Origin of the sequence: Granulicella cerasi, from assembly GCF_025685575.1 — a bacterium.
In the GTDB taxonomy this organism is placed as follows: Bacteria; Acidobacteriota; Terriglobia; order Terriglobales; family Acidobacteriaceae; genus Granulicella; species Granulicella cerasi.
In genome coordinates this window covers 583,486-596,784 of record NZ_JAGSYD010000003.1, presented here as the reverse complement: position 1 = coordinate 596,784, position 13,299 = coordinate 583,486, and the positions used below count along the sequence as shown (strand labels likewise).

The window sequence follows — 13,299 nt, the reverse complement described above, 5'->3', positions numbered from 1 at the left end:
GATATAGGTATAGTTGTATAGGGTTGGATCAGTCTGTGAACCAGCCCCGGAGATCTCTCATGTTCACGTCCGCGCTCCCTTCCACGGAGCAGCGCAACTCGCGCTCGCTACAGTTAGACCAGCTCTCCACCGCAGAGCTGGTGCGGTTGATGCAGGAGGAGGACCGCGCTGTTCTGGCGGCGATGGAGTCGCAATGTGATGCGATTGCGGCGGCGATTGGCGTGATCGTACTGGCGCTGGAGCGGGGCGGGCGGCTGTTTTACCTCGGCGCTGGTACCTCTGGCAGGTTGGGAGTGCTGGATGCGTCTGAGGCTCCTCCGACTTTTCAGAGCAGGCCCGAACTGATCCAAGGGGTGATCGCTGGAGGCGATCATGCGTTGCGCTTTGCGGTGGAAGGCGCCGAGGACGATGCTGCTCAGGGTGTCGCTGATCTGCAGGCACGCGGCTTTGCTGCAGGCGATGTGCTCGTCGGCATCGGAGCCAGTGGGCGCACACCGTATGTGCTCGGCGGCCTGCGTTATGCGGCGTCGTTGGGCGCGCGGACCATCGGTGTCAGTTGTGTAGAAGGATCGGCTATCGCTGCGGCATCCGAGATTGCGATCACGCCGGTTGTGGGCCCGGAAGTTTTGACGGGCTCTACGCGCCTGAAGGCGGGGACGGCGACCAAGCTGGTGCTCAACCAGCTCAGCACCGGCGCCATGGTGCGGCTTGGCTATGTGTACGAGAACCTGATGGTGAACGTGGCGGCGACGAACAAGAAGCTGGAAGACCGCGCGCTGCGCATTCTCATGACGCTGACGGATCTGCCGCAGGACGAAGCGGCCAGGCTCCTTGCCGCGGCCGGCAGTATCAAGGCTGGGGTCGTGATGCATCGTCTGCAACTGAGCAGGACGCAAGCTGATCAGAGGCTATCGGTGGCCAGGGGCAACCTGCGTAGAGCGCTCGCTTAGAAACAAAAAGAAGCCAGACCGCACGAAGCGATCTGGCGTTTCACAAGCAATTCGGTCAAGCATGTAGTTCTCTGCGCGCGGCTGGTGCGCGCTTACTCGACGACGACCGCTTTCACGAGATTGCGCGGTTGGTCGACATTGATGTCGGCTTGGATCGCCATAAAGTACGAGAAGAACTGGTACGCGATCACTTCGGCGAAGGGAAGTACCGCTTCGCTGAGAGCGGGGACGAAGAAGGTCTGCGCCGAGAGTGAGGCGGCCTCTTCATCGCCAGCGTTGGCGGTGCAGACGATCTTCGCGCCCTGCGCCTTCATGTCCTTCATGAGCTGAATCGTCTTCTCGTAGCGCTCGACGGAGTCCGGCGCATTGCGGTCGACGGTGGCAATCATCGCCAGCGGCGTCTGGTCGCTGACGAGCGCGTTCGGACCGTGCTTCAACTCACCGCTGGGGTAGCCTTCGGCGTGCAGGTACGACGACTCCTTGAGCTTCAGCGCGCCTTCGCGGGCGATGGGGTAGTGCAGGCCGCGGCCGAGGAAGAGGAAGTTGGCGTACGGCTTATTGGCCGTGGCGATCTTTTCGGCGGTCTTCTGCCAGCCTGCGAGGTTCTGCTCGATGATCGCGGGAAGTGCCTCAAGCTGGCGAAGCTGTGCGGTGATCTCTTCAGGAGTCATCGTGCCGCGGGCTTCAGCAGCGAGCAGCGCAAGAAGCTGCAGCACGAGCAATTGGCAGGTGAAGCTCTTCGTCGCGGGCACGGCGCGTTCGCGGCCGGCGAGCGTGGGGTAGGAGACGGTAGCTTCCTTCGCCATCGACGAGGTTGGCACGTTCGTCACGGCCATGGTGCGCTGTCCTGCGCGCTGTGCCCGGCGCAGCGCAGCGAGCGTGTCGGCGGTCTCGCCCGACTGCGAGATCACGAGCACGGCCGCGTCCTTGATGCCGCGATCGCCACGCAGCGAATACTCGCTCGCGTACTCCACATCCACCGCGATGTCGCTGAACTCTTCGAAGAGCAGCTCTGCAACCATGCCTGCGTGGCGGCTTGAACCGCTGGCCGCGATCAGGATCTCGCGCGAAGGATTCCCGAGCCACTCACGAGCGGCGGCGTTCGTTTCTTCGCGGAACTTGCCGTTCTCAACGTAGTGCGTGAGCGTGAGGCGGAGGGCCTCGGGCTGCTGGTGAATCTCCTGCAACATCCAGTGGGGGAACGTAAGCGGCTGATCGAGCGTGTCCATGCTTGCCTCGCAGAAAATGATTGATTTTGCTTTACTCGATCATTCTAGTGCACGTATTATCGCCGTGTGAATCCCCTTCTTGAGAAATCTTTCGGAAAGGTTTCGTAGATGTCGAAAAAGACAGATCGCCGCGAAGAGCGGATTATGAAGGAATTGCTGCGGCGAGGCACGATGAGCCTCGCCGAGCTTATGGACGACTTTGAGGTCAGCGCGCCGAGCATCCGCCGCGACCTGAGCCGCCTGGAAGCTCGTGGTCTGGTGAAGCGCACACATGGTGGCGTGACGCTCATCGAGCCGTCGCTCTATGACGCCTTCCGCTATGACACGTCGTATCAGGCGCGCGAGCTGCGTTTTGCTGCTCAGAAGCGTCTGATCGGCGTGGCTGCGGCGGAGATCGTGCGTGAGAACGAGACCGTGGGCATCACCGCTGGCACGACGGCGACGCAGGTGGGCCGCGCGCTGCGCCAGCGCCGCAACATTAGTGTCGTCACCAACGCGCTGAATATCGGCATGGAGCTTTGCAACCAGACGGCGATCCGCACGACGTTGACCGGTGGTCTGCTGGCGTGGCGATGGACGTTTGCGATGGCCGGCCCTGCCGCTGTGGAAGCGTTGCGCGATACGTTTCTGGATAAGGTGTTTCTCAGCGTTACGGGCTTTGACCTGAAGCATGGTGCGACCACGCTCGAGCAGGAAGAAGCTCTGGTCGCACGCACGATGGTGGAGCACGCGAAGGAAGTGATCGTGATTGCCGACTCGTCGAAGTTTGGCGTCATCAGCCCCTCGCGCATCTGCCGTACCCAGGACGTGCATCGCGTCATCACGGACGATGGTCTGGCGGAGGACAAACGCGCGGCGCTGGAAGCTGCGGGAATCTCCGTGCAGATCGTGGAAGCGCACATGCCGGCCAGCGAATAGGCACGGCGGCCACAGAGTTTTCCGGTAGGTTGTAGAGCAAGAGTTCGTACAGATTTTTGAAGAGCAGCAATCAGGCCCGGCGCGTGCGTCTGGCGGAAGGTGGTTGGTCGATGGCGCAGGCGGTTGCAGCGGAAACAAAGCAGTCTTTTGGGTACGGATACTTTTTGACCTTCATCGCGGGCCTGGGCGGCCTGCTCTATGGTGTGGACATCGGCATCATCTCGGCGGCGCTGCTGTACGTGGACAAGAGCATTCACCTCTCGCTGGAGCAGACGTCGCTGATCGTAGCGGCTGTGCTGGCGGGCGGCACGATCTCTTCGCTGGTTGCGGGTTTTCTTGCGGACTGGCTTGGCCGCCGCACGATGATGATCGTCAGCGGCGCGCTCTTCAGCGCGAGCGGCGTATTGATTGCGACGGCGCATTCGTTTTTAGGACTCTTTCTTGGCCGTCTGTTGCAGGGCCTGAGCTGCGGTGTGATCGCCGTGGTGGTGCCGCTGTATTTGGCGGAGTCTTTGAGTGCGAAGAAGCGCGGCAGCGGTTCAGGCATTTTCCAGTTGATGTTGACCGCCGGCATCGTGATGGCGTCGGTGGTGGGGCTTTACTACACACGCCAGACGGAGGCGGCGATTGCCGCCGCGCAGGGCAACGCGTCGCTGATTTTTCATGCACAGGACCACGCATGGCGCAGCATGATGGCTTCGGTGATCTACCCGGGCGTGCTCTTCTGCGTCGGTTCGATCTTTCTGAAGGAGACGCCGCGCTGGTTGTTCCGCCACGGGCGCCGCGAGGCTGCGCTGCAGGCGTTGTTGCTGACCTCCACGCGCGATGAGGCTGAAACGCAGATCGAAGAGATGGGCGCGATCACGCAACAGGAGATTGACGATCACGCGAGCGGAGCCGCTGGCTCGCTCTTTCAGAAGCGCTATATCGTGCCGTTCCTGCTGGCGTGTCTTGTGCTGGCGTGTAACCAGGCGACTGGCATCAACTCGGTGCTGAGCTATCTGGTCGTGATCCTCAAGCAGGCCGGGCTGTCGGTCGAGCGCTCGACACAGTTCGATTTTCTGGTGAAGTTGCTCAACTGCTTGATGACCATCGTCGCGGTGGCGTTGGTGGACCGTAAGGGACGCCGCTTCCTGCTGCGTATTGGCACGGCTGGCGTGACCATTGCTTTGCTCGTGGCTGCGTTCACCTTCCATGCGGAGGAGTCCAAGCGCACCGACGTGCGCGAGCAGTTGCAGGCGAGCGCGACGAACAACGTGGTGGATACGCGCATCGCTAGCTTCAACACGACGGGCGCGCCGATGGAGATGCTGGTCTCGTATAGCTACGGTGCGGGCGATCAGATCATGACCGCGATTACGACCGAGAAGGACGGAGCGATTCACCTTGCGCCGGAGCCGAACACGAAGGCTGGGCCGCTCGTGATCAAACATGCGTGGCTGGGGCCGATCCCGAGTCAGCACACGGGTAACGTCATTGCGCTGTGCATGGCGCTTTTCATTGCGGCGTTTGCGGTAGGACCGGGCGTGGTGGTGTGGTTGATGCTTTCAGAGCTGATGCCGACGCGCATCCGCTCTTCGGGCATGGGCATTGCGCTGCTGATCAACCAGGGTGTGTCGACGACGATCGCGGGCGTTTTCCTGCCGGTGGCGGGACGCTATGGCTACGCGGCGATGTTCGGTTTCTGGGCCGCGTGCACCATCGTGTATTTCCTCACGGCGACGTTCCTGCTGCCGGAGACGAAGGGCAAGACGCTCGAAGAGATCGAGATGTCCTTCCGCTAAGAGTGGCCCACGACGAAGCGCCATGCCTGCATCCGGGCATGGCGCTTTCGTCGTTTCTGCAAGAATAGAACCACAGCCTGTTGGTGAGGCGAAGGAGCAGAAGGTGCGGATCGTCTTGCGTACGGCGTTGGTGCTGATGGTGTTTGCGGTCGTCGGCGTGTGGGCGGACCATACAGCGCGTGAGCACGCCAAGCCCGGAACTCCGGTGGCCGAAGTACGTCTCTCCGCATGGATGGCGGGGCTCTTCGGCGGTGGTGCGGCCGCGTCGATCGCTCTGATGCTGTCGTTCGTGAAGCGCCGTTAGTCGCGCAGCAGGCGGCCGTCAGTCGCGCAGCAGGCGCCTTTAGCCGCGCAGCAGGCGATGGATAGCCTCATCGCGGCTGAGGCCTTCAACGCGCACGAGCTTCTGTCGTGCAGTGGCCCCGCTCACAAGAGCGATGCTGCGTCTGTTGATCGCGAGCGCTTCTGCGAGGAAGCCAAAGAGTGCGTCATTGGCTTTGCCGTCGACCGGCGGAGCGGTGAGGGCGATGCGGATGGCATCTCCATGCTGGCCGAGGACGGCGTTGCGCTTCGCGCCAGGCTGCACCTTCAGCGCGAGCACGGCGAACTCGCTCACAGAGTCTCGCGCTTGCCGAAGATCGCTGTGCCGACGCGCACGGTGGTCGAGCCTTCTTCAATGGCCACGCGGAAGTCGTGACTCATGCCCATCGAAAGCTCCGTCAGCGTGGGATGCTGGGCGACGTTCGCGTCGCGCAAGGCCCGCAGCCTGGCGAAGTACGGACGCGCGCCTTCTGGATCTTCGGTGAACGGCGGCACCGTCATCAGGCCGCGCAGCTGAAGCTGCGGCAGCCTGGCGACTGCCTCGAGCAGCGCGGGTAGCTCGGCTTCGCTGAGTCCGTGCTTGGATTCTTCGTGCGAGAGCTTTACCTCGATGAAGACTCCGAGGCGCTTGTTCAGCGTGGCGCAGGTGGCGTTCAGGCGTTCGGCGATCTTCAGCGAGTCGAGCGCGTCGAAGGCGTCGAAGAGTTCGGCAGCGCGTGTCGTCTTGTTGCTCTGCAGCGGGCCGATGAGGTGAAACTGGGCGCCCTGCAGGTCGATGATGCCTTCGCGTTTGGCGGCAAACTCCTGCACGCGGTTTTCGCCGAAGAGCTTCTGCCCGGCGGCGATGGCTTCGAGCACAGCTTCTGCGGGATGCGTCTTGGAGACGGCCATCAGGGCCACGGAGTCGCGCGAACGGCCTGCGTGGGCGCAGGCCGTGGCGATCTCATCGCGTACACGTTCGAGATTTTCAGCAATTGAGCTCACAGCTACGATTCTAGCGAGGATTCCCGTCAGGAGGCTTCGCTAGAACTTCGAACTCGTCGGTACGCCAGCGGCGTGGGCATCACGCTCAGCCTGCGCGGCGGCCTTTTCGCGGTGCTTGCGCACGTAGTGTGCCTGGATGTCGGGGAAGAACTCGCGGATGGACGAGAACGCGACGTCGCGCATCACGGAGTAGCCGAACTTGGTGGCCAGCGTGGAGAAGGTCGCCGCGCTCGACGGGTAGTAGGTGCGCGAGATCACCTGCGTCAACACCTTGCCGCCGAGGCCGGCGATGTTCGGCGTCTGACGACCGCCGTAGGTCTGCGCTACGCCCTGGCGTGAGATCACGTAGAGCGAGCGAACGACGACGGAGTGGCCTGCGCCGAGCGGATGATAGCGCGTGTCCTCATGCAGCAGCGAGGGCAACAGCCATGCGGAGAGGTAGGTGCCGTCGGTCTTGTCGAGGAAGCCGCGCCACGTATATGCCCAGAAGCCCGGGACACCCTTGCCGAGCGCCGGATGCGAGTCCATCCCTTCGGCGGTGATGGAGGTAAGGCCGAGGAAGAGGAACGAGGAGTAGTCGAAGGCCTGCTTGGTGGCGATGCTGAAGTTGTACTTCCAGCCGAGCGGATGCGGCTTGGCGCCTGCAGAAACCGAGCGGAAGTTGGGCATGAAGCCGAGGATGCGCTTCGGCTGCTGGCGCTCCAGCGGAATGGGGTTGCCGTTGGCATCGACGTCGCAGCCCTCGCAGGTCAGCGAGTTCGACTTGTGCTTCGGCGTCGTCGGGGTTTGCTGCGCCTGCTGCGGATCGCCGAAGAGCAGGGCCGAGGGCGATTCGGGCAGGGAATCGGCGCTGCTGGACTCTGTCGCAGGCGTGGCTGCGATCAGAAGCGGGGCGTCGATCTGCGGAACGGGGAAGTTGCGAACGTCCACAGCATCGCTTTGCGCCACAACATCGCTTTGCGCCACGGCGGCGCACCATGCACTGGAGAGAATCAATCCCAGCGCAAAGCGGCGGGCTGCTGCAGAAGACAATCGCAAACGGGAGTACCTCATTGGATATGGCCGTTTTCGCGAACGCTTCAGTTCTCCGGCCGACACTTAAGCATAGCGAAAAGCAGGGCGTTCCGGGGTGTTTGAAAGTGGCTAAGTTGTTCGTGTCACGAACTCCTGACGCGGGTCTCGTGCATCTGATTGACGGCTTTACTCGTCTGAAGAGATAAGCTGACAAAAGGAGTCCCGCCGAGACCGCGACTAAGTTGCAGAGTCAGTGTTCAAGCCGGTGGGAGCATCCGCCCAAAGGAGTTGAAAGAGCAATGCGAACTGAGATGTCTTTTTCTGGATGGACAGTGAAGGCTGTGACTTTGGCTGCTGTGCTGAGCGCGAGTGCGCTCGCAGCTGCAGCTCAGACGCCCGCGACGACGCCGGTTGACGGCACCGCGGCAGCAACGGTCACGCGTCCGACGCTTGACCTCTCGCTGCCGAAGACCTACACCGCTGAGGAAGCGACCTTTTCCTCCTCGTCAGCGGACAATGAAATCGCATCGAACCTGCATCCGGCGCTGCCGGGCCTGAACGCCTTCCAGTATGGCTCGCGCCGTACGGGTCGCCCGCGCTATCGCGGCGGCAACCGCACAGACGACGGTGCGAAGAAGTGGGGAGCGTATGTGGGTGGCGGTCTGACCGGCCCCATCACCGACGACTCCAACTGGCTGACGCTGAACTACTCTGTAGGCGGCGGTGTCACGCGTAACTTCAACCGCAAGTATGCCCTCAGCCTCGGCTTCGATTGGGACAACTTCGGCAACACGACGAACTCGATTCACGCCTTCACGCGCTCGGCGTACCTCGATCCGACGAATAGCTATGGCGTCGGCGCAAACACGCACATCTGGTCGTTCACGCTGAATCCGCAGTACAACTTCTACAACAGCGAGACCTTTGGCGCGTATGCGGTTGTGGGCGGTGGTTTCTATCACAAGGCCACGAACTTCTACGTGCCGGCGACGGGCACCTACTGCGACTACTACGGCTACTGCTATCAGTACGTTGCGAACCAGACGGTGGACAATTACATCAGCAACTCGGCCGGTGTGAACGGCGGTATTGGCATCACTTATCGCCTGTCGCGCTTCGCTTCCGAGAAGCTGTACGCCGAAGCTCGCATCGTGCACACCTTCAACAACTTCCGCCCTGGCGCGGATGGTCGCACGGCTTCGGACTCGCAGCTCGCTGCATATAGCGGCTGGAACTTCTTCCCGCAGAACTCGCAGGAAACCACGTACATCCCGGTCAAGGTCGGTATCCGCTTCTGATACCGCTTTAGCGCAGGAACGAAAGGCCCGCCGATTTCGGTGGGCCTTTCTGTTTTCGCTTCTGCCCTTGCGGGTAGGGTGCCCCATCCGTACGCGGCGTTTTGCGGACGGGTGGGCAGGCGAGAATGCCTGCGTTCCCTGAGGCTTCTCTGGAACCCAGGTCTCAGAAGCGAGACCTGGGGCACCCGGTTCGCGATGTTTGGGCTTAGTAGCCTGCGACGTGAGGCAGGCTCCAGCCGAAGGTCACGGCCATCATCCGCAGCGTGAAGCAGATGACGGCACCAGCCGCCATCGCCCATCCGCGGGGCAGCCTGAAGCGCAGCGAGACTACCGTGACGATGGCGCCGGCCAGCGCGGCCGTGGCGTAGACATCCGAATGCAGGATCGCCGGAATGCGGTTGAGCAGCAGATCGCGGATGACGCCGCCACCGCAGCCCGTCGTCGCGCCCATCAGCACCGCGCTCAGCGGAGAAACTCCATACTCGATCGCTTTGTCGGCTCCAGCTACGGCGAAGAGCGCCAGACCGGCCGCGTCCAGCGTCACGAGCAGGTGGTGCGGCACGGTTTGCACAGTCTGGAAGCTGATGAGCGTGATGCCGCCGCCGAGCAGGGCGATCGCGCCGTAGCGCCAGTCGCGGATCGCATTCGGCGGTGTGGCGCCGATGAGTAGATCGCGCACGATACCGCCGCCCAGCGCGGAGATGAATGCGATCACCAGCACGCCGAAGAAGTCCAGATGCGCCAGCACGCCAGCGCTCGAGCCTTCCAGCGCGACCAGCAACGTCGCCAGCAGGTCGAAGACGAGCAGGACTTGCGTGGGGCGGAAGCGTTTGAAGGGAAACGGCATGGGCAGACCCCATCGTAGCGGATGCCTGCCGAAATTGTGCTGCCGGAGGCGAGCTCGATTTTTTTGTGCTCGTAATCTCCGCGTCCTCGGCTTGTAAAATGGATCACTGACGCGAGACCACGGACGGAGCCAACTTTCTGCATTTCCTCATCACAACTGCGTTCCTGCTCTTCGCCAACCCGCACGGGCTGAAGTACTACTGGAAGACCCATTACACCTCGCAGATCTACAGCTTCAAGGGCGAGTACCGCTGGAACTCCTTCGACGTGGCGCTGCTCGTGCCGTACTTCATCGTGATGGTGATCCTCGCGTTCTACGGCATTCACCGCTACCAGCTGGTGTGGCTCTACTACCGCAACAAGCGCAATGAGCAGAAGTCGAACGAGCCTCCGATGCGTTTCACGCCGGAGGAGCTGCCGTTCATCACGGTGCAGTTGCCGATCTACAACGAGCAGTACGTCATCGACCGCTTGATCGACGCCTGCTGCCGCATGGACTACCCGCGCGACCGCTACGAGATTCAGGTGCTGGACGACTCGACCGACGAGACGACCGAGGTTGCCGCAGGAATCGTCGCGCGCTATGCGCAGGGCACCTCTGGCCTCCCGCCGCAGCCCATCCAGTACATCCACCGCACGAACCGCTACGGCTATAAGGCGGGCGCGCTGGAGAACGGCCTGAAGACCTCGAAGGGCGACCTTGTCGCGATCTTCGACGCCGACTTCGTTCCGCCTGAAACCTGGTTGATGGACGTGGTGCACCACTTCGCCGAACCAAAGGTGGGCATGGTGCAGACGCGCTGGACGCACCTCAACCGCAACTACAGCTTCCTGACACAGGTGGAGGCGATTCTGCTCGACGGCCACTTCGTGCTGGAGCATGGCGGCCGCTCACGCGCAGGCGTGTTCTTCAACTTCAACGGCACGGCTGGCATGTGGAAGCGTGCGGCGATCGACGAAGCTGGCGGCTGGGAGCATGACACGCTCACCGAAGACACGGACCTCAGCTACAGAGCGCAGTTGAAGGGCTGGAAGTTCAAGTATCTGCAGGACGTTGAGTGCCCGGCCGAGTTGCCGATCGAAATGACGGCGTTCAAGACGCAGCAGGCGCGCTGGGCGAAGGGACTGATTCAGGTAGCAAAGAAGTCGCTGCCGACGATATTGAAGTCCGACATCGACAAGCACCAGAAGCTCGAAGCCTGGTATCACCTGACAGCGAACATCTCGTATCCGCTGATGATCGTGCTCTCGACGCTGCTGATGCCCGCGATGATCATTCGTTCATGGCAGGGCCCGCTGCAGATGATCCTGATCGATCTGCCGCTCTTCCTCGCGTCCACAGCGTCGGTATCGACGTTCTACCTCGTCAGCCAGAAGGAGCTTTTCCCGAAGACGTGGTGGAAGACGTTTCTCTACGTGCCGTTCCTGATGTCGCTGGGCGTAGGCCTGACGATCACGAACACGAAGGCCGTGCTGGAAGCGCTCTTCGGCATCAAGACCGCGTTCGCGCGCACGCCGAAGTATCGCGTGGAGAAGAAGGGCGAGAAGTCGCAGGCGAAGAAGTACCGCAAGCGCCTCGGTATCATTCCGTGGATCGAGCTGGCGATCGGCTGCTACTTCGCGGCGACTGTCTACTATGCGATCTCCACGGAGAACTACTTCACCGTGCCATTCCTGCTGCTCTTCGTGCTCGGCTACTGGTACACGGGCCTGTTGAGCCTATTCCAAGGCTTGTTTGAACGCCGCGGCAGCCGCGGGGACGAGATTCACGAGAAGCCCTACCCTGTAGGCATCTAAACTGCGTCGTACTTCGCAACCTCGATGAGATTGCCGTCGGTGTCGCGAAAGTAGATGGATTGCATTGGCCCCATGGCTCCGTTGCGAGCGGTGGGGCCTTGCTCTATCGGGATCTCTTGCTCGCGCAGATGTGCGAGTGTTTCTTCGGGTTCCTGGTCGGTGATGAAGCAGAGGTCGGCTGAGCCTGGTGTGGGGCGCAATGCCTTTGGCTCGAAGGTGTGGTCGCTCTGATGCAGATTGATCTTCTGCGCGGCGAAGTGCAGTGACCATCGACCATCTTTCACTTGCGATGTAAACCCTAAAGCACGTCTATAAAAAGCCACCGTCGCCTCAATGTCGGCGACGGTCAGGACGAGATGATCGATGCGAAGAATCATGCTTCGTTCGATGCAGCTTTGATTAGTTGAGGAACATCGTGCGGTAGAGTGTGTCGCGCTGCACGGGCTTGAAGCCTGCGTCGCGGATGATGCGGCGGAGCTCTTCTTCCGTGGTGCAGTTGGAGGTGCCTGCGGCCTTCACGACGTTCTCTTCGAGCATGACGGAGCCGACGTCGTTGCCGCCGAAGCGGAGGCCCATCTGCAACACCTTCAGGCCCTGCGTGACCCAGCTTGCCTGCACGTTCTCGATGTTGTCGAGATACATGCGGCTGATGGCGAGCGTCTTAAGGTATTCGACGGAGGTGGCTTCGTCCCAGCCGCGGCCGCCGAGCGCTGTGTTGTTCGGCTGAAAGCTCCAGGGAATGAATGCGGTGAAGCCGCCGGTCTCTTCCTGCAGTTGGCGGACGACCTCGAAGTGATTCACGCGTTGCTCCATCGTTTCGCCTACGCCGAACATCATGGTCGCGGTGGTGCGCATGCCGAGCGAGTGAGCGGTGCGGTGGACGGAGAGCCAGTCTTCGGTGCGGCACTTCAGGCGAGCGATGCGTGCGCGCACGTCGTCGTCGAGGATTTCAGCGCCACCGCCGGGGATGGAGTCGAGACCAGCGGCCTGCAGGCGGGCGATCGTGGTGCGCAGATCAATTTCGGAGTACTCGGCGATCGCGAGGATCTCCGAAGCCGAAAGGCAGTGCAGCCAGATCTGGGGGAAGCGGGTCTTGATGCCGGTGAAGAGGCGCTCGAACCAGTCGATCTTGAGGTCGGGGTGAATGCCGCCCTGCATGAGCACGCCAGTGCCGCCCATCTCGACGGTTTCGCGGATCTTGTCGTAGATCGTGTCGAAGTCGAGGATGTAACCTTCGCTGGCGAGCTTGCCCTTCAGCGGGCGATAGAACGCGCAGAAGGTGCAGTACTCCGTGCAGAAGTTGGTGTAGTTGATGTTGCGATCGATGATGTAGCTGACGACGCCGTCGGGATGCAGCTTGCGGCGGATCGCGTCGGCTTCCATGCCGATGCCGATCAGGTCGTCCGAGGCGAAACAATCAAGAGCTTGCTGGCGTGAAATGCCCATGCTTCCAGTGTACCGCTGCGCGTCTACTTCTTGCAGAGCAAGGGGTGGTCCTGGCAGACGGTATGCCACTTCGGATCGTTCTTGTCGGGTGGCAGTTCTTTGTCGTGGCGCAGGCCAAAGCGGCGGGTGACGCCGAAAGAGGCAGAGCGCGCGAAGGTCTGGCCGGTCGGCAGCACGGGCACGTTCCAGTGTTGTTGCTGAATGTCGAACTTCAGCGACCACAGATCGTTGAGGCGGATGCCGAGGCCGCCGCCGTATTCGTGCGTGCCGCCAGCGGTGCGCACGTACTGGTTGTCCTCGTAGAGGTAGGTGCCGGGGTAGGTGATGGTGCCGCGTCCCCACAGGAAATCACCGTAGGGCTCAAAGCGACCGATGCGCCGACGCACAACGGGGCCGAGGAAGAAGCTGCGCTCGTGGGCGGCGTCGCTCGCAGAGAAGAGCGAGGTCGTGGCGCGCAACTCGGCCGCGGGCTCGAAGCCGAAGATGTGGCGCAGCGAGTAGTTCACGCCTCCGGTCAGGCCGCGGTCAGAGCCTACGAAGCCGGTGTGCGTCAGTGTGCCCGTGAGGAAGACATCGACATGCGCGCCTTCAGTGAGCGTGCCTGCCGTGGTGGCCTGGCCGTGCGCTTGGAGCGCTGGCAGCAGGAGGAAAGCACATACGGACAGACGAAGAGCCAGGCGCATTACGCGCGAAAGGGGGCGAACCATGCCAA

14 protein-coding genes are annotated in these 13,299 nt (G+C 61.9%); 6 read left to right on the top strand and 8 right to left on the bottom strand.

Annotated elements, in window-relative coordinates; genetic code table 11:
* Window positions 1-59 precede the first annotated feature (59 nt).
* Window positions 60-950: an N-acetylmuramic acid 6-phosphate etherase gene (gene murQ / locus OHL11_RS11995; RefSeq protein WP_263371742.1), complete on the top strand. Its 891-nt coding sequence runs from the start codon at window positions 60-62 to the stop codon at window positions 948-950.
* 92 nt (window positions 951-1,042) lie between these two features.
* Here the strand turns inward: murQ and OHL11_RS11990 are convergent, their stop codons facing one another.
* Window positions 1,043-2,179, bottom strand: coding sequence for an SIS domain-containing protein (locus OHL11_RS11990; RefSeq protein WP_263371741.1), 1,137 nt, complete (start codon window positions 2,177-2,179; stop codon window positions 1,043-1,045).
* A 108-nt stretch (window positions 2,180-2,287) separates the two neighbouring features.
* Between OHL11_RS11990 and OHL11_RS11985 the strand changes: the two genes are divergently transcribed.
* The 3 genes from OHL11_RS11985 (at window position 2,288) to OHL11_RS11975 (ending at window position 5,185) form a co-directional block, all read left to right on the top strand.
* Window positions 2,288-3,097 carry a DeoR/GlpR family DNA-binding transcription regulator gene (locus tag OHL11_RS11985; protein WP_263371740.1) on the top strand — a complete coding sequence of 270 codons (810 nt, stop codon included), beginning with the start codon at window positions 2,288-2,290 and terminating at the stop codon, window positions 3,095-3,097.
* A 56-nt stretch (window positions 3,098-3,153) separates the two neighbouring features.
* The gene (locus OHL11_RS11980) at window positions 3,154-4,881 is read left to right on the top strand and encodes a sugar porter family MFS transporter (protein WP_263371739.1); all 1,728 of its coding nucleotides are present in this window, start codon (window positions 3,154-3,156) and stop codon (window positions 4,879-4,881) included.
* Window positions 4,882-4,984: 103 nt separating this feature from the next.
* Window positions 4,985-5,185: a hypothetical protein gene (locus OHL11_RS11975; protein WP_263371738.1), complete on the top strand. Its 201-nt coding sequence runs from the start codon at window positions 4,985-4,987 to the stop codon at window positions 5,183-5,185.
* Between the two features lie 39 nt (window positions 5,186-5,224).
* Here the strand turns inward: OHL11_RS11975 and OHL11_RS11970 are convergent, their stop codons facing one another.
* From OHL11_RS11970 to OHL11_RS11960, 3 genes are read right to left on the bottom strand one after another with little or no spacing between them, the layout of a single operon-like run.
* The gene (locus tag OHL11_RS11970; protein WP_263371737.1) at window positions 5,225-5,497 is read right to left on the bottom strand and encodes a DUF167 domain-containing protein; all 273 of its coding nucleotides are present in this window, start codon (window positions 5,495-5,497) and stop codon (window positions 5,225-5,227) included.
* Window positions 5,494-6,186 (bottom strand): YggS family pyridoxal phosphate-dependent enzyme, encoded by a 693-nt coding sequence (locus OHL11_RS11965; RefSeq protein ID WP_263371736.1) that lies wholly within the window; start codon window positions 6,184-6,186, stop codon window positions 5,494-5,496. Before OHL11_RS11965 ends, OHL11_RS11970 begins: the two co-directional genes overlap by 4 nt.
* A gap of 39 nt (window positions 6,187-6,225) precedes the next feature.
* Window positions 6,226-7,224: a hypothetical protein gene (locus OHL11_RS11960; protein WP_263371735.1), complete on the bottom strand. Its 999-nt coding sequence runs from the start codon at window positions 7,222-7,224 to the stop codon at window positions 6,226-6,228.
* A 287-nt stretch (window positions 7,225-7,511) separates the two neighbouring features.
* Between OHL11_RS11960 and OHL11_RS11955 the strand changes: the two genes are divergently transcribed.
* Window positions 7,512-8,498, top strand: coding sequence for a hypothetical protein (locus OHL11_RS11955; RefSeq protein WP_263371734.1), 987 nt, complete (start codon window positions 7,512-7,514; stop codon window positions 8,496-8,498).
* Between the two features lie 205 nt (window positions 8,499-8,703).
* On the opposite strand, the gene OHL11_RS11950 is transcribed toward OHL11_RS11955, so the two are convergent.
* Complete coding sequence (locus OHL11_RS11950) at window positions 8,704-9,345, bottom strand: trimeric intracellular cation channel family protein (protein WP_263371733.1); 642 nt, start codon at window positions 9,343-9,345, stop codon at window positions 8,704-8,706.
* Window positions 9,346-9,611: 266 nt separating this feature from the next.
* Between OHL11_RS11950 and OHL11_RS11945 the strand changes: the two genes are divergently transcribed.
* The gene (locus OHL11_RS11945) at window positions 9,612-11,141 is read left to right on the top strand and encodes a cellulose synthase family protein (RefSeq protein WP_263371732.1); all 1,530 of its coding nucleotides are present in this window, start codon (window positions 9,612-9,614) and stop codon (window positions 11,139-11,141) included.
* Here OHL11_RS11945 and OHL11_RS11940 read toward each other — a convergent pair.
* Genes OHL11_RS11940 through OHL11_RS11930 form a run of 3 tightly spaced genes read right to left on the bottom strand, consistent with a single transcriptional unit; the run spans window position 11,138 to window position 13,294 of the window.
* Window positions 11,138-11,518, bottom strand: coding sequence for a VOC family protein (locus tag OHL11_RS11940; protein WP_263371731.1), 381 nt, complete (start codon window positions 11,516-11,518; stop codon window positions 11,138-11,140). The two genes, OHL11_RS11945 and OHL11_RS11940, sit on opposite strands and share 4 nt — an antisense overlap.
* Before the next feature lie 22 nt (window positions 11,519-11,540).
* Window positions 11,541-12,587, bottom strand: coding sequence for a cyclic dehypoxanthinyl futalosine synthase (mqnC, locus tag OHL11_RS11935; protein ID WP_263371730.1), 1,047 nt, complete (start codon window positions 12,585-12,587; stop codon window positions 11,541-11,543).
* A 23-nt stretch (window positions 12,588-12,610) separates the two neighbouring features.
* The gene (locus OHL11_RS11930) at window positions 12,611-13,294 is read right to left on the bottom strand and encodes a porin family protein (protein ID WP_263371729.1); all 684 of its coding nucleotides are present in this window, start codon (window positions 13,292-13,294) and stop codon (window positions 12,611-12,613) included.
* Window positions 13,295-13,299: the final 5 nt, after the last annotated feature.

Excerpts from the sequence above, each read along its gene's own strand:
- OHL11_RS11990 (WP_263371741.1), bottom strand. The coding sequence starts at position 2,179 with ATGGACACGCTCGATCAGCCGCTTACGTTCCCCCACTGGATGTTGCAG.
- OHL11_RS11955 (WP_263371734.1), top strand. The coding sequence starts at position 7,512 with ATGTCTTTTTCTGGATGGACAGTGAAGGCTGTGACTTTGGCTGCTGTG.
- OHL11_RS11985 (WP_263371740.1), top strand. The coding sequence starts at position 2,288 with ATGTCGAAAAAGACAGATCGCCGCGAAGAGCGGATTATGAAGGAATTG.
- mqnC (WP_263371730.1), bottom strand. The coding sequence starts at position 12,587 with ATGGGCATTTCACGCCAGCAAGCTCTTGATTGTTTCGCCTCGGACGAC.
- OHL11_RS11950 (WP_263371733.1), bottom strand. The coding sequence starts at position 9,345 with ATGCCGTTTCCCTTCAAACGCTTCCGCCCCACGCAAGTCCTGCTCGTC.
- murQ (WP_263371742.1), top strand. The coding sequence starts at position 60 with ATGTTCACGTCCGCGCTCCCTTCCACGGAGCAGCGCAACTCGCGCTCG.
- OHL11_RS11940 (WP_263371731.1), bottom strand. The coding sequence starts at position 11,518 with ATGATTCTTCGCATCGATCATCTCGTCCTGACCGTCGCCGACATTGAG.
- OHL11_RS11930 (WP_263371729.1), bottom strand. The coding sequence starts at position 13,294 with ATGGTTCGCCCCCTTTCGCGCGTAATGCGCCTGGCTCTTCGTCTGTCC.